The organism is Enterobacter asburiae, from assembly GCF_008080435.1.
In the GTDB taxonomy this organism is placed as follows: domain Bacteria; phylum Pseudomonadota; class Gammaproteobacteria; order Enterobacterales; family Enterobacteriaceae; genus Enterobacter; species Enterobacter asburiae_C.
Map to the genome: position 1 here is coordinate 38,515 of NZ_VRKN01000018.1, position 22,804 is coordinate 61,318.

19 protein-coding genes and 4 tRNA genes are annotated in these 22,804 nt (G+C 55.1%); 5 read left to right on the forward strand and 18 right to left on the reverse strand.

All coding sequences use genetic code 11. The features are described 5' to 3' along the window. Positions 1 to 32 precede the first annotated feature (32 nt). Positions 33 to 236 carry an LPS translocon maturation chaperone LptM gene (gene lptM, locus FU672_RS21555; protein WP_032646076.1) on the reverse strand — a complete coding sequence of 68 codons (204 nt, stop codon included), beginning with the start codon at positions 234 to 236 and terminating at the stop codon, positions 33 to 35. Between the two features lie 135 nt (positions 237 to 371). On the opposite strand from lptM, the gene cyaY reads away from it, so the two are divergent. Continuing rightward, positions 372 to 692 carry an iron donor protein CyaY gene (gene cyaY, locus FU672_RS21560; RefSeq protein WP_148244759.1) on the forward strand — a complete coding sequence of 107 codons (321 nt, stop codon included), beginning with the start codon at positions 372 to 374 and terminating at the stop codon, positions 690 to 692. A gap of 75 nt (positions 693 to 767) precedes the next feature. Here cyaY and cyaA read toward each other — a convergent pair whose 3' ends face one another. Further along, positions 768 to 3,311 (reverse strand): class I adenylate cyclase, encoded by a 2,544-nt coding sequence (gene cyaA / locus FU672_RS21565; protein ID WP_148244760.1) that lies wholly within the window; start codon positions 3,309 to 3,311, stop codon positions 768 to 770. A 350-nt stretch (positions 3,312 to 3,661) separates the two neighbouring features. On the opposite strand from cyaA, the gene hemC reads away from it, so the two are divergent. Genes hemC through hemY form a run of 4 tightly spaced genes read left to right on the forward strand, consistent with a single transcriptional unit; the run spans position 3,662 to position 7,759 of the window. Next, complete coding sequence (gene hemC, locus FU672_RS21570) at positions 3,662 to 4,603, forward strand: hydroxymethylbilane synthase (protein ID WP_148244761.1); 942 nt, start codon at positions 3,662 to 3,664, stop codon at positions 4,601 to 4,603. After that, positions 4,600 to 5,340, forward strand: a complete 741-nt coding sequence (hemD, locus tag FU672_RS21575) for a uroporphyrinogen-III synthase (protein WP_148244762.1) — start codon at positions 4,600 to 4,602, stop codon at positions 5,338 to 5,340. The genes hemC and hemD overlap by 4 nt, the downstream gene beginning before the upstream one ends. Positions 5,341 to 5,360: 20 nt before the next feature. Beyond that, a complete protein-coding gene (gene hemX / locus FU672_RS21580) occupies positions 5,361 to 6,557 on the forward strand; it encodes a uroporphyrinogen-III C-methyltransferase (protein WP_148244763.1) in 1,197 nt (398 codons plus the stop codon). 2 nt (positions 6,558 to 6,559) lie between these two features. Continuing rightward, positions 6,560 to 7,759, forward strand: coding sequence for a protoheme IX biogenesis protein HemY (gene hemY, locus FU672_RS21585; protein WP_148244779.1), 1,200 nt, complete (start codon positions 6,560 to 6,562; stop codon positions 7,757 to 7,759). A 541-nt stretch (positions 7,760 to 8,300) separates the two neighbouring features. On the opposite strand, the gene FU672_RS21590 is transcribed toward hemY, so the two are convergent. The 16 genes from FU672_RS21590 to rho all read right to left on the reverse strand — a co-directional run bounded on the left by FU672_RS21590 (position 8,301) and on the right by rho (position 22,783). Continuing rightward, a tRNA-Pro gene (locus tag FU672_RS21590) sits at positions 8,301 to 8,377 on the reverse strand. Positions 8,378 to 8,423: 46 nt separating this feature from the next. Next, a tRNA-Leu gene (locus tag FU672_RS21595) sits at positions 8,424 to 8,509 on the reverse strand. Between the two features lie 22 nt (positions 8,510 to 8,531). Next, positions 8,532 to 8,607, reverse strand: a tRNA-His gene (locus tag FU672_RS21600). A gap of 64 nt (positions 8,608 to 8,671) precedes the next feature. Further along, positions 8,672 to 8,748, reverse strand: a tRNA-Arg gene (locus tag FU672_RS21605). 102 nt (positions 8,749 to 8,850) lie between these two features. Then, positions 8,851 to 10,236 (reverse strand): bifunctional threonine/serine APC transporter ThrP, encoded by a 1,386-nt coding sequence (gene thrP, locus FU672_RS21610; RefSeq protein ID WP_148244764.1) that lies wholly within the window; start codon positions 10,234 to 10,236, stop codon positions 8,851 to 8,853. A 197-nt stretch (positions 10,237 to 10,433) separates the two neighbouring features. Continuing rightward, positions 10,434 to 11,174: a lipopolysaccharide N-acetylmannosaminouronosyltransferase gene (gene wecG, locus FU672_RS21615; RefSeq protein WP_029739560.1), complete on the reverse strand. Its 741-nt coding sequence runs from the start codon at positions 11,172 to 11,174 to the stop codon at positions 10,434 to 10,436. Positions 11,175 to 11,186: 12 nt separating this feature from the next. Then, positions 11,187 to 12,539, reverse strand: a complete 1,353-nt coding sequence (gene wzyE / locus FU672_RS21620) for an ECA oligosaccharide polymerase (protein WP_032646083.1) — start codon at positions 12,537 to 12,539, stop codon at positions 11,187 to 11,189. Then, entirely contained in the window at positions 12,536 to 13,615 is a 1,080-nt protein-coding gene (locus FU672_RS21625) for a TDP-N-acetylfucosamine:lipid II N-acetylfucosaminyltransferase (RefSeq protein ID WP_148244765.1), read from the reverse strand. Before FU672_RS21625 ends, wzyE begins: the two co-directional genes overlap by 4 nt. Then, positions 13,612 to 14,862, reverse strand: coding sequence for a lipid III flippase WzxE (wzxE, locus tag FU672_RS21630; protein WP_148244766.1), 1,251 nt, complete (start codon positions 14,860 to 14,862; stop codon positions 13,612 to 13,614). Before wzxE ends, FU672_RS21625 begins: the two co-directional genes overlap by 4 nt. Position 14,863: 1 nt before the next feature. Next, complete coding sequence (gene rffA / locus FU672_RS21635; RefSeq protein WP_148244767.1) at positions 14,864 to 15,994, reverse strand: dTDP-4-amino-4,6-dideoxygalactose transaminase; 1,131 nt, start codon at positions 15,992 to 15,994, stop codon at positions 14,864 to 14,866. A 4-nt stretch (positions 15,995 to 15,998) separates the two neighbouring features. Next, the gene (rffC, locus tag FU672_RS21640; RefSeq protein WP_148244768.1) at positions 15,999 to 16,676 is read right to left on the reverse strand and encodes a dTDP-4-amino-4,6-dideoxy-D-galactose acyltransferase; all 678 of its coding nucleotides are present in this window, start codon (positions 16,674 to 16,676) and stop codon (positions 15,999 to 16,001) included. After that, the gene (gene wecC / locus FU672_RS21645; RefSeq protein ID WP_148244769.1) at positions 16,673 to 17,935 is read right to left on the reverse strand and encodes a UDP-N-acetyl-D-mannosamine dehydrogenase; all 1,263 of its coding nucleotides are present in this window, start codon (positions 17,933 to 17,935) and stop codon (positions 16,673 to 16,675) included. Before wecC ends, rffC begins: the two co-directional genes overlap by 4 nt. Continuing rightward, a complete protein-coding gene (gene wecB / locus FU672_RS21650) occupies positions 17,932 to 19,062 on the reverse strand; it encodes a non-hydrolyzing UDP-N-acetylglucosamine 2-epimerase (protein WP_032646091.1) in 1,131 nt (376 codons plus the stop codon). The genes wecC and wecB overlap by 4 nt, the downstream gene beginning before the upstream one ends. Positions 19,063 to 19,118: 56 nt before the next feature. Further along, positions 19,119 to 20,165, reverse strand: coding sequence for an ECA polysaccharide chain length modulation protein (wzzE, locus tag FU672_RS21655; protein ID WP_148244770.1), 1,047 nt, complete (start codon positions 20,163 to 20,165; stop codon positions 19,119 to 19,121). Positions 20,166 to 20,178: 13 nt separating this feature from the next. Then, a complete protein-coding gene (wecA, locus tag FU672_RS21660) occupies positions 20,179 to 21,282 on the reverse strand; it encodes a UDP-N-acetylglucosamine--undecaprenyl-phosphate N-acetylglucosaminephosphotransferase (RefSeq protein ID WP_148244771.1) in 1,104 nt (367 codons plus the stop codon). Between the two features lie 241 nt (positions 21,283 to 21,523). Beyond that, complete coding sequence (gene rho, locus FU672_RS21665) at positions 21,524 to 22,783, reverse strand: transcription termination factor Rho (protein WP_001054528.1); 1,260 nt, start codon at positions 22,781 to 22,783, stop codon at positions 21,524 to 21,526. Positions 22,784 to 22,804: the final 21 nt, after the last annotated feature.

Genomic DNA, 22,804 nt, shown 5'->3' on the forward strand with positions numbered 1-22,804 from the left:
TTGCTCCATTGCGCGGGTACAGAACGTTATCGTCAGAGATTAACCTGAGTCGGGCCACCGTTGTCGCCACGGTCGTTAGTATTTGGCGTGGAAGACTCAATGCCGCTGTTAACAGGTTTCGTCGGCGGCGGTGCGGTTTTATCCGCAGGTGGAAAGTACAGTGGTCCCTTCAGTCCGCAGCCAGTCAGGCTAAACAGCGTGATGAGAACGGCAAGCGTTCGGAAAGCGTTTTTCATTATAAAGTTGCCCGTAAGTTCAAATCTGTTTCTATCATCGCAGGAGAAGACACAAAAGCAAGAGTTTGCCGCTTTCCTGCAACGGGAATTATTTAGGGTTATACTGCCGGCATCACGAAAAACAGGAACAAAACCATGAACGACAGTGAATTCCATCGCCTTGCCGACAACCTGTGGATGACCATCGAAGAACGTCTTGACGACTGGGACGGCGACAGCGATATCGATTGTGAAATCAACGGCGGCATTCTGACCCTGAGCTTCGAAAATGGCAGCAAAATTATTATTAACCGCCAGGAGCCGCTTCACCAGGTCTGGCTGGCCGCTAAACAGGGCGGCTATCATTTCGATCTGAAAGACGGGGAATGGGTTTGCGACCGTAGCGGCGTACCGTTCTGGGATCTGCTGGAACAGGCGGCGACCGCGCAGGCGGGTGAGGTCGTGAGTTTCAGGTAGTTTTGTTGCCGCCACCCGGCAACAGCGACTCGAACCGTAGGCCGGGTAAGCGTTAGCGCCACCCGGCAAAAAGGATCAGGAGAAATACTGCTGCAACAGCGGCGCGGTTTCCTGATTGGCAGGCGCGGCAGGCGTTACGGCCTGGGTCCGGAACGGGATCACCTGCGTACGACCGTCGACGTTCACAATCTGGTAGAACTGCGGCAGGTTAAAGTTGATAAAGCTTGAGCCGTAGGTGAAACGGTCATGCGAAGAGGAGTAGAAGCGGCTGACGTCGCGCACCAGCTCCTCTTTACTGCCTTCACAGTGGTGATATACCTCGGCACGGTTGGTTTCATCCAGAATGTAGATGTTGAACCCGGCATCCTCGCCCGACTCTTCAAAGAAGAACTGAATAATCCCTTCACTGGCGAATCCGTCCACCACCTGCGGCAGCTTAACGTGGTTGGTTTCCACCTGCACCGACAGGCCGTGCAGCTTGTTGTGTGAAATCGCGCCGTAGAACTCGATGGCGTTTTCCAGCTTCTGTACCGACACGTTCAGGCGCTCGAAGAACAGGCCCCAGGTCTGGCCGGAGACGCGCAGCGCTTTAAAGCGTCCGGTTTCCTGGCGGGTACTGGAGAGACGCAGTTCGATACACTCAGAGACCAGCTGCTGCACGCGGGTACGAATTAAACCGCGCAGGTGCTGGCTGTAGCAGAACACTTCAACGCTGTCCGGCGGCGCGGCATCCTGGTGCATCTTGCCGAGAATGGTTTTCAGCGCTTCGATCATTGCCTGCTCGCCGTTGAAATGCAGGGTACGCACTTCGTTCCACGAGTTGCGGTACAGCAGATCCACGCTGCCCACCAGGCAGTTTTGCTGCTCGCCAAAGCTAAAGACGTCCAGCTTGCGGAAGTCAAAGTGCACCACCTGATTGCGGAAGGCCGCCGTCGGGTCGTATTCCAGGTTGACGATAATCGCCAGATGACGAATCTCGCATGGACTGTAGAGCGCTTTCGGCGTTGGGGCAGGCAGACGCAGCGGGAAGTGGTGCGACACATCCGCGACCATCTCCTGCAGCTTAGCGAGATCAACCACCTCGTTGCCTTTGATAAACAGGCGCGTGCGCGAGGTCAGCAGGCCGTTAAACCAGGCCCAGGCCACCAGCTTGTTCAGGTAGCGGTTATATTCCAGCGGCTGATGGCTGACGATCGAATCCATGCTTGGCGCACGGTTATACAGATACCACCCGGTGCGGTTTGCGCGGCCCGGCGGCACATAGATAAAGGTCAGGTTCGGTTCTGACAGGTCTGGCGAAATCTGCGGGTTAACCAGGGTGACTTTACCCGGCAGCGCTTCAAACGCAGCGTACAGCTTACGGGTCAATACCCCGATGTCCTGCGGGCTGGCGGAAACGCTGAGGTTGTTACGACGCGCAAAGCGGATCAGGTTACGGTAGCTTTGCATCATCGCATCGAGCAGTTCGTTGTGCGCTTCACGCACCTGATCGATTTTCCAGTTGGCCCGGTTGTCGAGCATGGACAGACGCGCTTCGTCCCATCCCCACTCTTTCACTAACTGACTGACCACTTCACGACGCCAGCCCACGCAGGCGCGCTCGCGGCTCAATTTCTCACAGACTTTGAGATAAAAACATCGACGCACCAGATCAAGACGCGTGTGGTCATCAATGGCTTTCAGGTATTCGGTAACGCGCTCCAGCATCATGCAGTAGGCGTCCAGCCCGAAAGAGACGATCTCCCCATCGTGCAGACGCTGTTTGATGTCTTTCGCCAGCAGGCGCGGCGTGGGGTATTCCCAGGAATAGGCTTCCAGCAGCAGCGTTTTCAGCACCGCTTTGTACGGTGAGTCGATACTCTTATAGAGCTGCCAGAGGCTTGCGCCAAAATACTCTTCTGCTGACAGAGAGCTCAGGCCGCCGAGATCCAGCCATTCGTTTGGCGTCAGTACGCCCTGCGCGTAAAGCGACATGACGTAGTCATCGTAATGCTCTTCTTCTTCACACGGGACCATATTCCACAGAATACGCTTCCCGGCCAGGCGCACAGCAGTACGATAAAATTCATCCAGCAATAAGATGTGCTGAGTCGAGCCGCAGTCCTCACCACCCAGACTGCCGCTTTCGTTATGGCGGAAACGGTTTTCATCAATCAGGAAGAAGCTCACTTCCACGCCGAGCGAGGCCGCCCAGCTCTCCAGCAGGCTGCACTTGCGTTGCAGCAGCTGACGCTCGTCGTTATCGAGCCAGGACTGATGACAGACCCAGATGTCCAGGTCCGAAGAACAGCTTTGACCTACCGATGAGGTGCTCCCCATAGAGTAAACGCCGGTAATCGGCAGTTCACCTTTTGGAGATTCCTGTGGCGGCATGCCGCGGTAGAGTTCCAGCTCGTTCAGATAATGCTGTTGGGTTTCATCAGGCGTGAAAAGGCAAATGCCCTGGGGAACGTTACCGTCAAGGTAGCCAGGCATTAGCGGATGGTGATAGTGCAATAATGTCGGCAGCAGACTGTATACCTGCTGGAAAGCAGGGCCCATAGCAGCAAGCGCGCGATCCACACGCAGTTGATTTATGGCATCCAGTCTCTGTTTCAGAGTCTCAATATAGAGGTACAAGACGTATCGCCTGATGTTTCCGGGTGTCGCAAGCTATTCAAAACACGAATAACAGCGGACCCGCAGTATTTCAAAAAGATAACCGTTACCCTTTTTCGCCCTTATCATTTTTGGTGGTACCGACGAAAAAATGGTCTAAAACGTGATCAATTTAACACCTTGCCGGTTGACCGTAAAGAAAGATGCGCTACATACAAGTGTAGCACCGTTCTGTACGTGTAAATTCCTGAATACGGCTATGGCTGACGAATACGCCGCCTTGTCCCTCTCACGCTTCATCAACCGTAAAACTGCCATCCCAGAGTCAACAATGTTAGGATGGTTAGCGATTGATAATGACGGTAACAAGCATGTTAGACAATGTTTTGAGAATTGCCACACGCCAAAGCCCTCTCGCGCTCTGGCAGGCACATTATGTGAAGCAGTGCCTTGAAGCCTGCCACAGCGGATTGCGCGTCGAGCTGGTGCCGATGGTCACGCGCGGTGACGTGATCCTCGATACGCCCCTGGCGAAAGTGGGCGGCAAAGGCCTGTTTGTCAAAGAACTGGAACTGGCATTGCTTGAGAACCGCGCCGATATCGCCGTACATTCGATGAAAGACGTGCCCGTCGAGTTCCCGGAAGGGCTGGGGCTGGTGACCATCTGCGAGCGCGAAGATCCGCGCGATGCGTTTGTCTCTAACCACTATGACTCCCTCGACGCGCTGCCAGAAGGTAGCGTGGTTGGCACGTCCAGTTTACGCCGTCAGTGTCAGCTGGCGGAGCGTCGTCCTGACCTGATCATTCGCTCGCTGCGCGGTAACGTCGGCACGCGTCTGGGCAAGCTGGATAACGGCGATTACGATGCCATTATCCTCGCCGTTGCCGGCCTGAAGCGTCTGGGGCTGGAGTCGCGCATTCGCGTGGCGTTGCCGCCAGAGCTGTCGCTGCCGGCCGTGGGCCAGGGTGCCGTCGGCATTGAGTGCCGTCTGGACGATGCGCGTACCCGCGAACTGCTCGCACCGCTGAACCATGACGAGACCGCTATCCGCGTAAAAGCCGAGCGTGCAATGAATACCCGCCTCGAAGGGGGATGCCAGGTACCGATTGGCAGCTATGCTGAATTAACAGAAGGCGAACTGTGGCTGCGCGCGCTGGTGGGTGCCCCGGACGGTTCGCAGATGGTACGCGGCGAACGTCGCGGTAAAGCGCAAGATGCCGAGCAGCTTGGCGTGTCGCTGGCTGAAGAGCTACTGGATAACGGCGCCCGCGAGATTCTGGCTGACGTTTATAATGGAGAGCCCCCTGCATGAGTATTCTCGTCACCCGCCCTTCTCCCGCAGGAGAGCAGTTAGTGAGCCGTCTGCGCGCACTGGGGCAGGTGGCCTGGAGTTTTCCGCTCATTGAATTCTCCCCCGGTCGGGAGCTCTCTGCGCTCGCCGACCAGATGAATACCCTTCAGGAAGGCGACCTGCTGTTTGCGCTGTCGCAACATGCCGTGGAATTTGCCCACGCACAGCTGCAACAGCAGGGTTTGACCTGGCCAACCGCCCCCCGCTATTTCGCGATTGGCCGCACAACGGCGCTGGCGCTGCATACCGTAAGCAGCGCGGACGTTCGTTACCCGTTAGATCGGGAAATCAGTGAAGTCTTGCTACAATTACCTGAATTACAAACTATTGCCGGAAAGCGTGCGCTCATTTTGCGCGGTAATGGTGGCCGCGAGCTGCTGGGTGAAACGCTGCGTGAACGTGGTGCAGACGTGACGTTTATTGAGTGCTATCAGCGCTGTGCAAAACACTACGATGGCGCGGAAGAGGCGATGCGCTGGCACGCGCGCGGCATTAATACGCTGGTGGTCACCAGCGGTGAAATGTTACAACAGCTTTGGTCGCTGATACCGCTTTGGTATCGCGAAAACTGGTTACTCCGCTGTCGGCTTCTGGTCGTCAGTGAGCGTCTGGCGAACCAGGCCCGGGAACTGGGCTGGCAGGATATTCGGATCGCTGATAACGCCGACAACGATGCGCTGCTGCGCGCATTACAATAACTCTCAAATGGGAAGCCATAATGACGGAACACGACAAATCCTCCGCCGTGGTTGAAGAGACCAGGGAGACTGTGGAGACGACGCCACAGCCAGAGACGACAGAGAAAACCGCTGAGAAGAAAAACGGCAGCAACAAAACGAGCCTCACGCTGAGCGCGATTGCCATCGCCATTGCGCTGGCAGCAGGGGTTGGCCTGTACGGTCTGGTGAAGCAACAGGGTGCGAACCAGACGTCCACCAGCGATGCGCTGGTGAATCAGCTCACCGCCCTGCAAAAAGCGCAGGAGACGCAGAAAACCGAGCTGGAAACAGTGATTAAACAGCAGGCCGCCGCGCTAGCCGAGGCGAACAGCAAACAGGAAGAGTTGACCAAACAGCTGGGCGACGTGCAGCAGAAAGTCGCCACGATTTCCGGCACCGATGCCAAAACCTGGCTGCTCTCGCAGGCTGACTTCCTGGTGAAGCTCGCCGGACGTAAGCTCTGGAGCGATCAGGACGTCACCACCGCCGCCGCGCTGCTGAAAAGCGCCGATGCGAGCCTGGCAGACATGAACGACCCAAGCCTCATCACTGCCCGTCGCGCGATCACCGAAGACATCGCCAGCCTCTCCGCCGTCTCGCAGGTGGATTACGACGGCATTATCCTCAAGGTGAACCAGCTTTCGAATCAGATTGATAACCTGCAGCTGGCGGATAATAACGACGACGACTCCCCGATGGATTCCGACGGTACCGAGCTTTCCAGCTCCCTGAGCGAATGGCGCATAAACCTGCAGAAAAGCTGGCAGAACTTTATGGACAGCTTCATTACTATCCGCCGTCGCGACGAAACCGCCGTGCCGCTGCTGGCGCCGAACCAGGATATCTATCTGCGCGAGAACATTCGTTCGCGCCTGCTGGTGGCTGCACAGGCCGTGCCGCGTCATCAGGAAGAGACGTACAAACAGGCGCTCGATAATGTCTCAACGTGGGTACGCGCCTACTACAACACCGATGATGCGACGACCACCGCCTTCCTCGAAGACATTGATAAGCTGAGCCAGCAGAACATCACCATGAACGTGCCGGATAAGCTGGCCAGCCAGCCGATTCTGGAGAAATTGATGCAGACACGCGTACGTAACCTGCTGGCGCAGCCGGGTGTACCTGCAGAGCCGTCGAGCGGAGCGGCACCTGCTCCGGCTCCGGCGCCTGAAAGCGCACCGCAAGGAGAGTAATGATGCTAAAAGTCCTCTTACTCTTCATCCTGCTGATCGCGGGGATCGTGCTGGGACCTATGCTTGCGGGTCATCAGGGCTATGTGCTGATCCAGACCGATAACTACAACATTGAAACCAGTGTGACGGGCTTAGCGATCATCCTGATCCTTGGCGTTGTCGTGCTGCTTGCCGTGGAGTGGATCCTGCGCCGTATCTTCCGTACCGGAGCGCACACGCGTGGCTGGTTCGTTGGCCGTAAACGCCGCCGCGCCCGTAAACAGACCGAACAGGCACTGCTTAAGCTTGCCGAGGGTGACTATCAGCAGGTTGAAAAGCTGATGTCGAAAAACGCCGACCATGCCGAACAGCCGGTGGTGAATTATCTGCTCGCTGCCGAAGCGGCGCAGCAGCGCGGTGACGAAGCCCGCGCCAATCAGCATCTGGAGCGGGCGGCGGAGCTGGCTCATGGCGACCCGATTCCGGTGGAAATTACGCGCGTTCGTCTGCAGCTGGCGCGCAATGAAAATCACGCGGCTCGCCACGGTATCGATCGCCTGCTGGAAGTCGCGCCGCGCCATCCGGAAGTGCTGCGTCTTGCCGAGCAGGCCTATATTCGTACCGGCGCGTGGGGCTCGCTGCTGGACATCATTCCGTCAATGGCGAAGGCCGAGGTAGGCGACGATGAACATCGTGATGAACTTCAGCGTCTGGCATGGATTGGCCTGATGGATCAGGCGCGCGCCGACCTGGGCAGCGACGGACTGAAAACGTGGTGGAAGAATCAGAGCCGTAAAACGCGCCAGCAGGTTCCTCTGCAGGTTGCCATGGCGGAACATCTTATTGAATGTGACGACCATGACACGGCTCAAGAGATCCTCCTCGACGGTCTGAAGCGCCAGTACGACGATCGTCTGGTGATGGTGATCCCGCGCCTGAAAACCAATAACCCTGAGCAAATCGAAAAAATACTGCGTCAGCAGATTAAAACCGTCGGTGACCGCCCGCTGCTGTGGAGCACGCTCGGTCAATCGCTGATGAAGCACGGAGAATGGCAGGAGGCGAGCCTCGCCTTCCGCGCGGCGCTGAAACAGCGTCCGGATGCCTTTGACTACGCATGGCTTGCCGATACGCTGGACAAGCAGCATAAGCCGGAAGAGGCAGCCGCCATGCGGCGCGATGGGTTGCTATTGACGCTGCAAAACAACGGTACCCAGCAGTAATTAATCAGGAGGCCAGACGGCCTCCTTTTTTACGCCCATAAAAAAACGCCTGCTATAAAAGCAGGCGTTAAAACAGGTCTGTAAGACAACATATTTGGTGCTTCACTCAACGTTATGTCCATGGTGTCTGATGAGGCCGAAGCGACATCTGTCAGTGGACGATAAGCACCGTAAATGGCTCTGCGTCATTCCTGAGTTTATGAGGCACTAAGGCGAACATAAGAGATGGAATGAGCATCTACACGCATATTATTGCACGTAACGTGCCAACATGACACCCAGAACTTTTACATGACGCAACATTTTAAGATAAAAGGAAATTATGCTGTTAATCGCCGTCTTAAGCTCTACAACGTATCGGGAAAAGACGGGAATATGTCGCCAGGAGGAGACAGCAAAACCCATAAATAGTTATTTATTTAACTTTCAATGAGTTGCATGTCGCTGGATTGCGACAATGAAAAAGGACGCTGTTGGGGAATGACGACAGGGATGAGAAGTCGCAGAAAACAAAAAACCCCGCCGAAGCGGGGTTCAAAATTGGTCGGCGAGAGAGGATTCGAACCTCCGACCCACTGGTCCCAAACCAGTTGCGCTACCAAGCTGCGCTACTCGCCGATGTACTGCTTTTTTGAATTTTTAGTTCAATTCATTTAAAAAGTCGTGGTGCGAGGGGGGGGACTCGAACCCCCACATCCAAAGGACACTAACACCTGAAGCTAGCGCGTCTACCAATTCCGCCACCTTCGCAATTCACAACTCTTTCAAATAATGGGGTGGCTAATGGGATTCGAACCCACGACAACTGGAATCACAATCCAGGGCTCTACCAACTGAGCTATAGCCACCACTGTATTCTTTCACGCGGTACTGACTACTTCTCAGACCACCGCAGCTCCAGCACCGGGTTAATGGTGCGCCCGACAGGATTCGAACCTGAGACCTCTGCCTCCGGAGGGCAGCGCTCTATCCAGCTGAGCTACGGGCGCTTAGCGCCGTTGCGGGGCTGGATATTACGTACCTCCGTCCCCGCTGTCTAGTGCTTTTTTGAAAAAAATGCGCGTTTGGTTATGGTTTGCACATTTTGCCGCTTATTCCTCCACTTTCTGCGTGGTGGCATGGCGGCCCAGGCCAAAAAGCTTATATGCAGCCGTTACAGCCGCAAGGAAGATCACCCCGACAAACAGCGACATGCGGGTATCTTCATTAAAGTACATCCCGATTAATACGCAAATCAGGAACGCCATCGTCAAATAGTTCGCATAGGGGAACAGAATTGAGCGGAACGGATGGCTTTCAATCGCCTTTTTATGCGCTTGACGGAAACGCAGCTGGCTGATGAGGATAACAAACCACGGCACCATGCCCGGCAGTACGCTGGCGCTGTAAACGTAAACGAACACACGCTGCGGGTTAGGAATGATGTAATTCAGGCAAGAGCCAATCAACAGGATCACAATGGAGACCGCTACCCCCGCCACCGGCACGCCGACACGTGAGACTTTGCTCATCGCCGCAGGCAGCTGGTTGTTCTTCGAGAGCGCATAGAGCATACGCCCACAGCTGTACATCCCACTGTTACAGCCTGACAACGCTGCCGTCAGGACCACAAAGTTGATGATACCCGCCGCCGCCGTGATACCAATTTTGGCGAAGGTTAATACAAACGGGCTCCCCGTCGTGCCAATTTCGTTCCACGGGAAGATGGTCACGATGACGAAGATCGCGCCCACATAGAAAATCAGGATACGCCACAGTACTTTGCCCACCGCGCTACGCAGCGTGACCTGCGGGTTTTTCGCTTCACCGGCGGTAATACCGATCAGCTCCACGCCCTGATACGAGGCCACAACGATACACAGCGCCGTCAGGAAGCCCTTCCAGCCGCCGGCAAAGAAACCGCCGTTTTCGGTCAGGTTGCCAAAGCCGATAGCGTGTCCACCGTTGCCAAACCCGAAGAAAATCACGCCCAGGCCAACGACAATCATCACGATAATCGTGGTGACTTTGATCATTGCGAACCAGAACTCAATTTCACCGTAAAGGCGCACGGCAGCCAGGTTTGCCAGCGCCACCAGCCCCACGGCAATGAGCGCGGGTATCCACTGGACCATGTCCGGGAACCAGAACTGGACGTAGACCCCTATCGCGGTGATCTCTGAGATGCCCACCGCCATCCACATAAACCAGTATGACCAGGCCGTCAGGTAGCCGAAGAACGGGCTCATATAACGATGCGCGTAAACGGCGAAGGAGCCGGTTACCGGCTCCAGGAAGAGCATTTCGCCCATGGAACGCATAATGAAGAAAACAAACAGCCCGGCGATAATATACGCCAGTAATACGGAAGGGCCTGCCCATTTGAGCGTACTTGCGGAACCCATAAACAGGCCCACGCCGATAGTGCCGCCCAGCGCTATCAGTTCAATATGACGAGCTTCCAGCCCACGCTGTAGCTCCGGTTGTTTCTCTGCCATAGATCCTCGATTGTGTTTGCTGTTTCCCGGCTTAATACCGGGTATTGTTTTTTAGGGGTACTAAAATACGGAGCGAATGGTTTCCTAAAATTTGCCAAATGGCAAACGATGCATTAAAAAAATGAATGCATTGCACAGATTATCAGCAGTTTTGCAGGCGAGTTGCAGCGCGAATAGCATATCGCGCTACATTTTGATTACATTTTCCCGGTGTAATGCCAGGCAAGGTAGCGAAGCAGACGGATCTGTCGTTTAATACGCGTCGGTTGCGATAGCAGGCGGTACAGCCACTCCAGCCCCAGATTTTGCCAGACCTTGGGTGCACGCTTAACATGGCCGGTAAAGACGTCGTACGTGCCGCCGACGCCCATGTAGAGCGCATCCGGACAGACCAGACGGCAGTCACGCATCAGGATCTCCTGGCGCGGGGAGCCCATCGCCACGGTGACAATTTTCGCCCCGCTGTCGCGAACGCGCTCAAACAGAGCCTGCCGATCTTCCGGTTTGAAGTAACCGTCCTGGCTGCCGACAATATTAACATTCCATTGACGACGCAGTTTCTCCTCCGTCTGGGCCAGTATCTCCGGCTTCCCGCCAATCAGGAACACGGGCGTACCCTGCGCACCTGCGCGGGCCATAAGCTGCTCCCAGAGATCGGCCCCCGCCACGCGGGAAACATTAGCGTCAGGATACTTTTTACGGATAGAGCGGACCACGCTGATCCCGTCCGCGTATTTAAATTCAGCCGCTTCAATCAGGCTTTTGACTTCCGCATTATCCTCAACCGCCAGCATTTTTTCCGCGTTGATGGCGACAAGCGTACCGGACTTCATCTGGCCGTCGGCGAACAGAAAATCCAGCGCGTGCTGCATGTCGCGCCAGCCAATAAGCTGCAGACCACGTAGCGCATAGCGCGGTGCAGAAATTTTATCAGTCATTACTATCCTTACTCAGACTTGCGACAGCGTTGTGCTGCCCTGCCGCTCGCGCTTGTGCACAAGCCCTGCGCTGTCAAACAGCCAGTACAACAGTTTGGCCAGTAACAGGCAGACGCCGAAAACGACCATGAAGAACACCACGCGCGAAACGAACGAATCCAGCCCTTCGCGCGCCAGAACGATCATATTGAAAATGGCACCAAAGCAGAAACTGTGCAAAATGGCGGCTTTATAGCGGTTGGTCTCTTCGTTGCCACGCACGTAAAGCCAGTCAAACCACTTGATAATCAGCCCCACGGCAACCGCCCCAGGCAGAATGAACCATGCCCCCCCCATCACCACCAGGGAACCAATCAACGTTGGCGAGATTGCCAGACCGGAATGGTTGTTCAGCACTTCCCAGGTAAAGTAATTTGCCGTGTTAAGCACCACGCCAGGCCGGTCCGGCCATAGCCAGGAAGGGATAAAGACGTAGAAGTCGCGAACAATCGGCGCCAGCCCCTGGAAATCAATCTTGTCGTAGTTTTGCAGCAGCAATGCCAGGTTTTCCCACGGCGAGAAGGTATCGCGCGTCAGGTAGAGGAACGTGTAAAACGCCTCATCGCCCGCCACGTTCATCCCGTAGCGCTTCAGCGCCAGCCAGAACATCCCCACAATACCAAACACGCCTGCCGCAACCAGCATCCACAGAGAGATCCAGCCGCGGATGATGCCGATAAACAGGAAGATGGCGAAGGCGATGATAATGTTCGCGCGCGTACCGCCCACAATCATATAGGTCAGGATGCCAAACGCGACGGTGCTGACCAGGAAGAACAGCCACGCTTTGCTGTCCTGTCGCAGGAAGAAGATCACCAGCATCGCCGGGATGAAGAAGTAGAAGAAACGCTTAAGCGCCACGCCCGAGACTTCGGCCGAAAAAATCTGGCTGTAGGAGTGGAGCTTAAACAGCAGGAAGCCGTTATGCATGAAGAAGATACCGACGCTGACCAGGGCGATGGTCATCAGCATCACCCACGTCAGGTGGGTCTCCACCCGATTCATGGTAAAAAGCGCCCGACGCGGGGCAGCAGCCTGCGCTGAGCGCAGACGCGTTTTATAGGTGACATAGTAGACCGCATAGAAGCAGGTCGCCGCCAGAAGCGCCTGGAGCAGGATTTCCGGCGGCGCGACGCTCACGTCAAAACGGAAGACCAGAATGCTGGTAAGCGGGAAGCCGAAAAAGAAGGTCAGCAGAAACAGTAACGAGAAAAACACGTTAAAGTTGAAACGCACCCGGCGGAATTCAAACCAGGTAAGCGTGGCGATAAACAGGGTGCTCAGAAGCCAGACAACCAGTAAGCCGCTGAATTGCAACTGACTCATGCTTTGTCTCCTGACGCAATACGCAGCGCGCGATGCCACGGCGTGAGGTAATTTGGGCTGAAAAAATCGATGCTATTTTTATCCACCAGCGTGAGCTGGCGCTGAGCTTCGCGTACCACCTCGACATTTAGCGTGTCTGAGGTAAACAGCACCGGAATATGCTGCTCGGCCATGTCCTGCCAGAACGGGTTGTCGCGGTTGAGCACGCACGGTACACCCGCCTGAATCAGCAGACACAGTGTGCCAATTCCCTGCTGTCGGGCAAAGATGAAATAGCCAAGATCGCATTTTCTCAGCAGTGCAAGATATTCATCAAATTCCAGCTTATCGCTGAGGATATGCAGATTCTCTGCGCTAAACAGCGCAAGTCCCTGCTGGCGAACCTCTTCAATGTAGGCGTCGTTGTTGGCGGGATAGCCCATCGGCACCACCACGTTCACCGTGTCGCCAAACTGCTGATGTACCGCCCTGAGCGCCGCAACATGTTCGTTACTGCGATCGCCGGAATTCCCCACCAGGATCGTTAGCTTGCCTTCACGCACCGTGTCATTCGCCATGGCGTTCAGCGCCGGATCCATGCGGGTTGGGAAATAGAGTAGTTCTGCGCGTACGTTCGGGTGCTGTTTAGCAAAATAGTTGAGATCGCCACGGGTGGCAAAAACACAGCCTACGCGCCCCTGCGCCATGCGGCGCAACGGATAGAAAAGACGGAATTTCCAGCCGCGGGAGACTTCGTAGAGATCGGCTCCCCAGATATGCCAGCTGCACTGGGAGGGTTTAATCCCCCCGCTGAGCAGTGCCAGCCACAGGCCGGTATTGAACTGCCCGTGGAAAAAGAAACGTTGCTTACGATCCGCTTTGGCTTTGGCTACGACCGCCTTCGCCAGTGAGGCCTTATCTGGCCAGAAGCGAACAGTTAGCGCCGGAAATGCTGCGCTCAGGCCCTTATCCTGACCTGCAACCATAAACTCACGCGCATCAGGATTACCCGATGCCAGCTCGTCGTTGAAGAACCGCAAAACGGTCTGGTTATGGTGTGGGATATCCGATCCCAGGATGTGAATCAGTGCAGTCATGCGCGTTTACGCCACAATAAAAATACGCCGCAACAGGCGACGAAATAAACGATATAGGTTGCCATGTAGGCCTGAGCCGCCCCCAGCGCACCGTGCGCAGGTATCAGCCAGTGTGAAAAGGCTGTCAGTAACGCAAACTGGCTAATTTCCGCCAGGATATACAGCCGCAGGGACGCTTTTGCAATCACCAGATAACCGAAAACGTAAGCACCCACTTTCAGCACATCACCCACCAGCTGCCAGGCAAAGAGATCGCGCATGGCGGTGAACTTCGCCGAGAACAGCAGCCAGATGGCGACATCGCGCAATAACCAGACGGTCAAGCTGGCAGCCGCGACGGCCGGCAACACAAAGCGCAGCGATCGGAAAATCTCGCGCGTTATTTCTTGTCTGGACGTCAGTCGCGATAAGGTTGGCAGCAAGTAAACGCTAAAGGAAGCCGTAATAAACTGGAGATAGGCGTCGGAAATACTGCTTACGCCCTGCCAGATCCCCACTTCATCCCAGCTATAATGCGCCGCCAGCAGGTTTCGCATCATCACGTAGGCCACCGGCAGCGTGACGGAGGTGATGAGCGCCATCAGGGTAAACTTACCCAATTGGCTGGCAAGCACCTTATCCCATTGCGGTTTCAGGTAGCTCAGTGGGATAACGCCCCGACGCATCAGCATGAACGCTGCAGGCATAACAACCAGTGCCGGGACCAGCGCCAGCCCCAGCAGTGCGCCTTCATAGCCGCCCAGGCGATAGCAGAAGTAATAGGCAATCACGCCGATGACGCTGCCCAGAATTAAAGCAAGCGCGTTCCCGGCAGCATCACGAAAACCTTTCATCAGCGCCAGCAGCAGGTTAGCCCAGGCAATGCCCATCTGAACCAACGCGACCAGACGCACCAGCCCCTGGTAATGGGTGTGACCGAACAATCCCTGGCTGATGGGCGCCGCTGCCAGCAGAAAGACAATCGCCATCAGGGTCGAAAAACCCGTGACCATCGCCGAAGCGGTGCCCACCACCCTGCGCAGTTGAGCCGCATCATCATGGTACTGAGCAACGTATTTGGTCACGCCGTTGAAGATACCGGCACCGGCCAGCACCCCAAGGACGGTGACAAGCTGGCGGAAATTACCCGCCAGCCCCACACCAGAGGGGCCAAATGAGACGGCCAGCAACTTGACGACCAGCAGCCCGGCGCCAATTTTTACAAGCGTGGACGCGGCGGTCCACACCGATGCTTTTGCCAGAGACATATCAGCCGAAATAACTCAGAAGGGTATTAATCACCGTACGCTGGTTAACAGGCGCGAGGTTGTAGAACAGTGGCAGGCGAAGCAAACGCTCACTTTCTTTGGTAGTGTAGCGGTCTTCACCCACAAACGTGCCAAACGCTTCTCCGGCCGGGCTGGAGTGCAGCGGGATATAGTGGAACACCGCCATAATTTCGGCCTCTTTCAGCCAGGCGATGAGCTGGCTGCGGTCGTCGTTATCGCGCAGCTTGATGTAGAACATGTGCGCATTGTGGACGCAATCTGCCGGGATGGTTGGCAGTTCAATACGCCCGGCTTTGGCCAGAGGTTCAAGCGCATCGTAATACGTTTGCCACAGTGAAAGACGCTGCAGGTTGATACGTTCCGCCGCTTCCAGTTGCGCCCACAGGTACGCCGCCTGCAGATCCGCCATCAGATAGCTGGAGCCGATATCGCGCCAGGTGTATTTGTCTACCTGGCCCCGGAAGAACTGGCTGCGGTTGGTGCCTTTCTCGCGGATCACTTCCGCACGCTCCACGAGAGCCCGGTCGTTAATCAGCGTCGCGCCACCTTCTCCGCCCGCCGTGTAGTTTTTGGTTTCGTGGAAGCTAAAGCAGCCGATGTGGCCGATAGTGCCCAGCGCGCGTCCCTTGTAGGTGGACATCACGCCCTGCGCGGCATCTTCCACCACGAACAGATTATGTTTTTTGGCGATGGCCATGATGGTGTCCATTTCACAAGCCACACCCGCGTAGTGAACCGGCACGATCGCGCGCGTTTTGTCGGTGATCGCTGCTTCAATCAGCGTCTCATCAATGTTCATGGTATCCGGGCGGATATCCACAAAGACGATTCTCGCTCCGCGCAGAACAAAGGCGTTCGCCGTGGAAACGAAGGTATAGCTCGGCATAATCACTTCATCACCGGGCTGGATATCCAGCAACAGTGCCGCCATTTCCAGCGATGCCGTACAGGACGGGGTCAGCAGCACTTTGGCGCTGCGAAAACGCTGTTCCATCCACTGCTGACAGCGACGGGTAAAACCACCGTCACCACAGAGTTTGCCGCTGCCCATGGCAGACTGCATATAGTCGAGTTCAGTTCCGACAACGGGTGGTGCGTTAAATGGAATCATCTTGTCACCTGTATAACCAGTAGGCGGTGGCGTCGATGTTGGCACCACTCGCAATATAACGTTTAAGCGCGGCGGTGTTGCCCAGTTGGGTCGCTACCCGCAGCGTCACAAGCTGTTGCTGCTGCGCCCAGTGCAGCGCCGCCTGCATGAGTTTCTCCCCCATGCCGCGCCCGGCTAATAAGCCAATACGCGCCTCGTGCTCGTTGAGCTTACGCAGCGAGACGAACCCCTGGATCTGACCGTCCCCTGCACGGAAAACCAGGCAGACGTGGTCAAAGGTGCCTTTGACCGCATTCTCTATCCACTGGGCATAGAAACGCCCGCTATCGTCAGGTGCATACCAGGGCGCGCGAAAGCGGCTCTGTGCAAACGCCTGGGCCGCCATCTGACGCAGCACGGGGATGTCCTGTTCCGTTGCAATTTCCGCGCCGGACGCCTCGTGCCGGGTGACGGTAATGGAAAGGTCTACCTCACCTTCAACCAGCTGAAAGCCGTGTTGCTGGAGCGCGTCAAGCAGATCGGCACGCTCCGCCGGGATCTTAGCCTGCACCCGTTGCCAGGCGATAAAATCCGATTCGGCCAGCACCGGCGCGTCATCGCGCAGACGCACGATGGCCGACGGCAGGCCGAAAAAGGCACTCTCCCACTGCAGGGACTCGAGTACCCCATTCAGGCTGTTCAACGCCAGACACCTTTGGTATCCACAATATACTGCTGACGAACGGCATCACCGGACGTCGCTTTAAACTCTTTATGATCCACCAGCAGCACCAGCACGTCCGCCGTCGCCAGCGCGTCGTCCAGCGCCGTCAGCGTGCAGTGCCCCGCCAGTTTTGCCGGTAGTTCATGAATATTCGGCTCAACCACCAGCGTTTCACCCTTGTGCCATTCGGCAATCATCTCAGCAATTTCCATTGCCGGGCTTTCACGCAGATCGTCAATATTGGGTTTAAATGCCAGACCAAAGCAGGCAATTTTCAGCTCGCTGGCGCGCTTGCCGCTCTCTGCCAGACAATCCGCTACCGTCGCTTTAACCTGATTGAGCACCCAGTGAGGCTTGCTGTCGTTCACTTCACGCGCGGTGCGAATCAGACGCGCCTGTGCCGGATTTTGCGCCACGATAAACCACGGGTCGACGGCGATACAGTGTCCGCCCACGCCCGGGCCAGGCTGGAGAATGTTTACACGCGGATGGCGATTCGCCAGGCTAATCAGCTCCCAGACGTTAATCCCCTGATCGGCACAGATCAGCGACAGTTCGTTCGCAAAGGCGATATTGACGTCGCGGAAGCTGTTTTCCGTCAGCTTGCACATCTCGGCGGTGCGGGAATTGGTTACCACACACTCGCCTTCCAGGAAAATCTTGTACAGCGCGCTGGCACGTTCGGAACAGACGGGCGTCATACCGCCAATGACGCGGTCGTTTTTAATCAGTTCGACCATGACCTGGCCCGGCAGCACGCGCTCCGGACAGTAGGCGATGTTGATATCCGCTTGCTCCCCCGCCTGCTGCGGGAAACGTAAATCAGGGCGCGCGTCGGCCAGCCACTGTGCCATCTGCTCGGTAGCACCGACCGGAGAGGTCGATTCCAGGATCACCAGCGCCCCTTTCTTCAGCACAGGTGCGATGGATTTTGCCGCCGCCTCGACGAACGCCATGTCGGGTTCGTGGTCGCCTTTAAAGGGCGTTGGAACGGCAATCAGGTAGGCATCCGCTTCAACTGGGGTCGTGCTGGCACGCAGGAAACCTCCTTCAACCGCCGCTTTCACCACGCGGTCAAGATCGGGCTCCACAATATGAATTTCGCCACGGTTAATGGTTTCCACCGCGCGTGCGTTGATATCCACACCGACAACCTGTTTTTGACGAGAGGCAAACGCCGCCGCGGTGGGCAAGCCAATGTAGCCAAGACCAATGACAGAGATGGTAGTAAAACTCATAGCGATACCCGATTGTGTTTAAGTGCATGCAAAATACGACCACAAGCCTGCCCGTCTCCATACGGATTATGGGCCCGGCTCATCGCCTGATACGCTTCATCGTCGTGCAGCAGGCGCGTGACCTCTTCGACAATGAGCTGCGCGTTGGTACCGACCAGACGTACCGTACCGGCTTTGACGGCTTCCGGACGTTCGGTCGTTTCACGCATCACCAGCACCGGTTTGCCGAGGGATGGCGCTTCTTCCTGAATACCGCCGGAATCGGTGAGGATCAGCCAGGCATGGTTCATCAGCCAGACAAACGGCATGTAATCCTGAGGTTCAATCAGAAGGACATTTTCGACGTGGCCCAGAATACGGTTAACCGGCTCGCTGACGTTAGGATTAAGGTGTACTGGATAGACAATCTGCACATCGTCGTTCTGCGCGGCGATTTCAGCCAGCGCATGGCAGATTTGCTCAAAACCCCGGCCAAAGCTTTCGCGTCGGTGGCCAGTGACCAGAATGGTTTTTTTGCCGTTGTGGAGGAACGGATAGCGGGCAGCGAGCTCTTTCTGTAGATCGCTGTTTGCCAGGACGCGGTCACGTACCCAAATTAACGCGTCAATGACCGTATTGCCGGTCACAAAGATTTTATTATCGGCGATATTTTCACGCAGCAGGTTCTGACGCGAGTTTTCCGTTGGCGCAAAGTGGTACATCGCCAGATGGCCCGTTAACGTGCGGTTGGCCTCTTCCGGCCATGGAGAATAAAGATTGCCGGTACGCAGACCCGCCTCAACATGCCCCACGGGAATTCGCTGGTAAAACGCGGCCAGACTTGTCGCCACGGTAGTGGTGGTGTCACCATGCACCAGCACCACGTCGGGCTTGAATGACTCCAGGATCGGCTTGAGATCTTGCAGTATGCGGCAGGTTATTTCCGTCAAACCTTGCCCTGGTTTCATAATATTGAGGTCATAATCCGGGACGATGGAGAAGAGCGTTAAGACCTGGTCGAGCATCTCACGGTGCTGGGCAGTGACGCACACTTTCGCTTCAATATCAGGATCGCTGGCCAGCGCATGAACCAAAGGCGCCATCTTAATGGCCTCCGGCCTGGTGCCAAATACGGTAAGTACTTTCACATCGATTCTCTTCGATTAGGCGATGAAGGCCTTAGCCTTCATCGTAAACGGCGTTCTTAGTTTGTACGACGACGCGTTAACGCCACGCCAGCACCAACGAGTGCGCCCACAATCCCCCACATGATCATCAGGAATGCGCGGCGCGGACTGTCGCGTTTTACAGGTTCTTCAGGCGTTCGCAAATAACGATAGGTCTGAAAACGCGGGTCCAGGGATGGGCCGACATTAAGCGTATTGAGCATCGCGCGATTTTGATCGTAATCAAGGTCAAAATCAGGACCGACGGCCTTCAGGTTTTCCAGACGCGCCTGCAGCATAGGGCGACCAAGAAGGAACATTTCTGAGTCAGGCAGTTCATCAGCCGGCACGTCCGTCTCAGTACGGGAAATATTGTGCTGTTCCGCAATTTTCAGCGCCTGCTCAATGTTATGCACGCGGCGACCGAAAATGGTATTCGCCACCTCTTCCTGACGTTTCACCTGCGCTTTCATCTGGATTGTACGAGCCGCCCAGGCACCTTTAAGCTCTTCGTTAAGATGACTTGCGGCACGCTGGCTGGCAAACGCGACATACTGACGCAGCAGGTTGTTGGCATCCGGTGCGGTTTCTGCAATCAGCTTGACGCTGTCATTCACGTTACGCAGCGCGTCGCCCGGCATAAACTGAATATTGTTAATCAGATCGTCCAGCAGGGCGGCATCGGCTTTGGTGTTATCAACCCGACGCTGCTTGTAGTAATCCGTCTGGGACCAGAAATCGCGGCGGGTATCCCACGAAGCCAGCTGCATCACAAACTCTTTATAGGCTTCATCCATAACGGAGGCCTGGTCTGGAGTGGCGAGACTGGCTTTGATATCCAGGTTTCGCAGGAATTGCTGCTGGGAATAGTATCCCCCGAGCATGTTAACCGTTGGTTTGTCTGTGATTGCCGTTGCGCTCCACTCTTGTTTTGCAAAGAACGTATAGGCCAGCGCTAAAAGTGCAAACCCCAGCGCGATCCCCACAATCCAAAGTTTGCCTGCCCATAACGCGCGAAACAAACCCCGAATATCCAGTTCATTCTCTGTTACCACTGATTTCGCTCCCGCCAACGGTTGAGTCATCATAGTCCCGGTTTTACTTAGTTAATGTTGTATGTTTGCCACTGTTACGACGCATCCTGCGCTTAATACGTTTAATGAAGCGTGCTACCTTCCATGCGCGCTTGATGCAGTAGCCGTAGAGAGAAAAAGCTAGCAAGAACAATACCAACATAGCCCATTCAGGCACAAAATGTGTATATTCCGCCGTCACGCCAATCCCCGCTAGAATAGCAGCCGCTAGCGTAATAAGCACAAATGCCTGCCGGGAAGTGAATCCGGCTCGCATGATCAAATGATGAATGTGCTGACGGTCAGCAGAGAAAGGACTCATCCCTTTACGCAGGCGGCGATACATAATCGCAACCATATCCATTAACGGGATGGCGATAATCCATAATGCCGTTACCGGGCTAATGGGGTGTACATCACCCTGAGTGGTTTCCAGCAAGATCCAAATGATAGTAAAGCCGATAAGCGTGCTACCCGCATCACCCATGAACACTTTATAGCGCCGGCCCAATGCGCCGAGATTTAACAGGATATAAGGCAGGATGGCCGCAATCATGGCAAAACACCACATAGCAAGGCTATATTGCCCATCGAACCATAAAATGAAACCAATTGCGGCAAATGAGACGCAGGACAGGCCTCCCAGCAAACCATCAATACCGTCAACCATGTTGAACGCGTTAATCGCCACCCACACGGCAAAAAGTGTCAGGAAATAACCGAACGGACCGAGTTCCATCTCCCAGGAGCCAAAAATATAGCCCAGGCTACTCAAGTGCAACTTAGCGAACACCATCATAGCAATAGCCACAGCAGCCTGAACGAAGGCGCGGATTTTGACGCTAATATCATAACGGTCGTCAAGAGCGCCAACCACCACAAGCACAGCCGCGCAGGTCAGGTACAGCCGGGCATGGGGGATATAGTAATCCGCGATGGCAAATGTGAAGCAGATCCCCGCGAAAACAGAGATACCCCCGACCAAAGGGATCATACCTTGATGACGTTTACGGAAGTTGGGTTTATCCACTAACCCCAGATATTTCGCCACCTTACGTGCCAGAAACAAAAAGCAGGTGGTAAACAAGAAAATACTGGTTAGTTCAGTAAACGTATCAAGTAGGTTCACAATGGATGTTCTCAACAAATGTTAGTCAAGGAAGTATAACCATCAAGGCGCTCAGCCTGAAGTTATAAAGCAAACCTCTTACAGTTCCATTTGTTTATTATTCAAGCTATTAATGTTTTTACTGTGCGAATTATCTTATTGTCGCACCGACTGGTAAAAATTGGGAGTAGATGGTACTAGCGTATAGTCCATAAAAGAAAAACGCCACGTAAAAACGTGGCGTTCGCTGGCTTTATTTGCGTTACGAGCGTTTCATCATGTCGAAGAAATCGTCGTTAGTTTTGGTCATCGCCAGTTTGTTAATGAGGAACTCCATCGCGTCAATTTCACCCATTGGATGGATGATTTTGCGCAGGATCCACATTTTCTGCAGCTCTTCCTGCGTGGTGAGCAGTTCTTCTTTACGGGTACCGGAACGGTTGTAGTCGATAGCCGGGAAGACGCGTTTTTCAGCGATTTTACGAGAAAGGTGCAGTTCCATGTTACCTGTACCTTTAAATTCTTCGTAAATCACTTCGTCCATTTTTGAACCGGTATCGATCAGCGCCGTCGCAATGATGGTCAGGCTGCCGCCCTCTTCCACGTTACGTGCGGCACCGAAGAAGCGTTTCGGACGATGCAGGGCGTTAGCATCCACACCACCGGTCAGCACTTTACCGGACGCCGGCACCACGGTGTTGTAGGCACGCGCCAGACGGGTGATGGAGTCAAGCAGGATGATCACGTCTTTCTTGTGCTCAACCAGGCGCTTCGCCTTCTCGATAACCATTTCCGCAACCTGTACGTGGCGAGATGCTGGCTCGTCAAAGGTAGAAGCAACCACTTCACCTTTAACCAGACGCTGCATCTCGGTCACTTCTTCCGGACGTTCGTCAATCAGCAGCACCATCAGCACACAGTCTGGGTGGTTATAGGCGATGCTCTGCGCGATGTTCTGCAGCAGCATGGTTTTACCCGCTTTTGGCGGCGCCACAATCAGGCCACGCTGACCACGACCAATTGGGGAAGCCAGGTCCAGAACGCGCGCGGTTAAGTCTTCAGTAGAACCGTTACCACGCTCCATGCGCAGGCGAGAGTTCGCGTGCAGAGGTGTTAAGTTCTCAAAGAGGATCTTATTGCGCGAGTTTTCAGGCTTATCGTAGTTAACCTCGTTAACCTTCAACAGCGCAAAGTAGCGTTCACCCTCTTTAGGAGGACGAATCTTACCTGAAATGGTGTCACCAGTGCGGAGGTTGAAACGGCGGATTTGGCTGGGGGATACGTAGATGTCGTCAGGGCCGGCGAGGTAGGAGCTGTCTGCAGAGCGGAGGAAACCAAATCCGTCTTGCAATATCTCCAGCACACCGTCGCCAAAGATATCTTCGCCACTCTTAGCGTGCTGCTTCAGGATGGCGAAAATGATGTCCTGCTTGCGCATACGAGCCTGGTTTTCCAGCCCCATATTTTCGCCGAGAGTGATCAGCTCAGAAACCGGCGTATTCTTTAATTCGGTAAGATTCATAATGGTGTGGGTTCTTAAACT

Excerpts from the sequence above, each read along its gene's own strand:
- lptM (WP_032646076.1), bottom strand. The coding sequence starts at position 236 with ATGAAAAACGCTTTCCGAACGCTTGCCGTTCTCATCACGCTGTTTAGC.
- FU672_RS21625 (WP_148244765.1), bottom strand. The coding sequence starts at position 13,615 with ATGACTGCACTGATTCACATCCTGGGATCGGATATCCCACACCATAAC.
- hemD (WP_148244762.1), top strand. The coding sequence starts at position 4,600 with ATGAGTATTCTCGTCACCCGCCCTTCTCCCGCAGGAGAGCAGTTAGTG.
- hemC (WP_148244761.1), top strand. The coding sequence starts at position 3,662 with ATGTTAGACAATGTTTTGAGAATTGCCACACGCCAAAGCCCTCTCGCG.
- wzyE (WP_032646083.1), bottom strand. The coding sequence starts at position 12,539 with ATGAGTCAGTTGCAATTCAGCGGCTTACTGGTTGTCTGGCTTCTGAGC.
- hemX (WP_148244763.1), top strand. The coding sequence starts at position 5,361 with ATGACGGAACACGACAAATCCTCCGCCGTGGTTGAAGAGACCAGGGAG.
- hemY (WP_148244779.1), top strand. The coding sequence starts at position 6,560 with ATGCTAAAAGTCCTCTTACTCTTCATCCTGCTGATCGCGGGGATCGTG.
- cyaY (WP_148244759.1), top strand. The coding sequence starts at position 372 with ATGAACGACAGTGAATTCCATCGCCTTGCCGACAACCTGTGGATGACC.
- rho (WP_001054528.1), bottom strand. The coding sequence starts at position 22,783 with ATGAATCTTACCGAATTAAAGAATACGCCGGTTTCTGAGCTGATCACT.
- rffA (WP_148244767.1), bottom strand. The coding sequence starts at position 15,994 with ATGATTCCATTTAACGCACCACCCGTTGTCGGAACTGAACTCGACTAT.
- wecG (WP_029739560.1), bottom strand. The coding sequence starts at position 11,174 with ATGACTGATAAAATTTCTGCACCGCGCTATGCGCTACGTGGTCTGCAG.
- wzzE (WP_148244770.1), bottom strand. The coding sequence starts at position 20,165 with ATGACTCAACCGTTGGCGGGAGCGAAATCAGTGGTAACAGAGAATGAA.
- thrP (WP_148244764.1), bottom strand. The coding sequence starts at position 10,236 with ATGGCAGAGAAACAACCGGAGCTACAGCGTGGGCTGGAAGCTCGTCAT.
- wecC (WP_148244769.1), bottom strand. The coding sequence starts at position 17,935 with ATGAGTTTTACTACCATCTCTGTCATTGGTCTTGGCTACATTGGCTTG.
- wzxE (WP_148244766.1), bottom strand. The coding sequence starts at position 14,862 with ATGTCTCTGGCAAAAGCATCGGTGTGGACCGCCGCGTCCACGCTTGTA.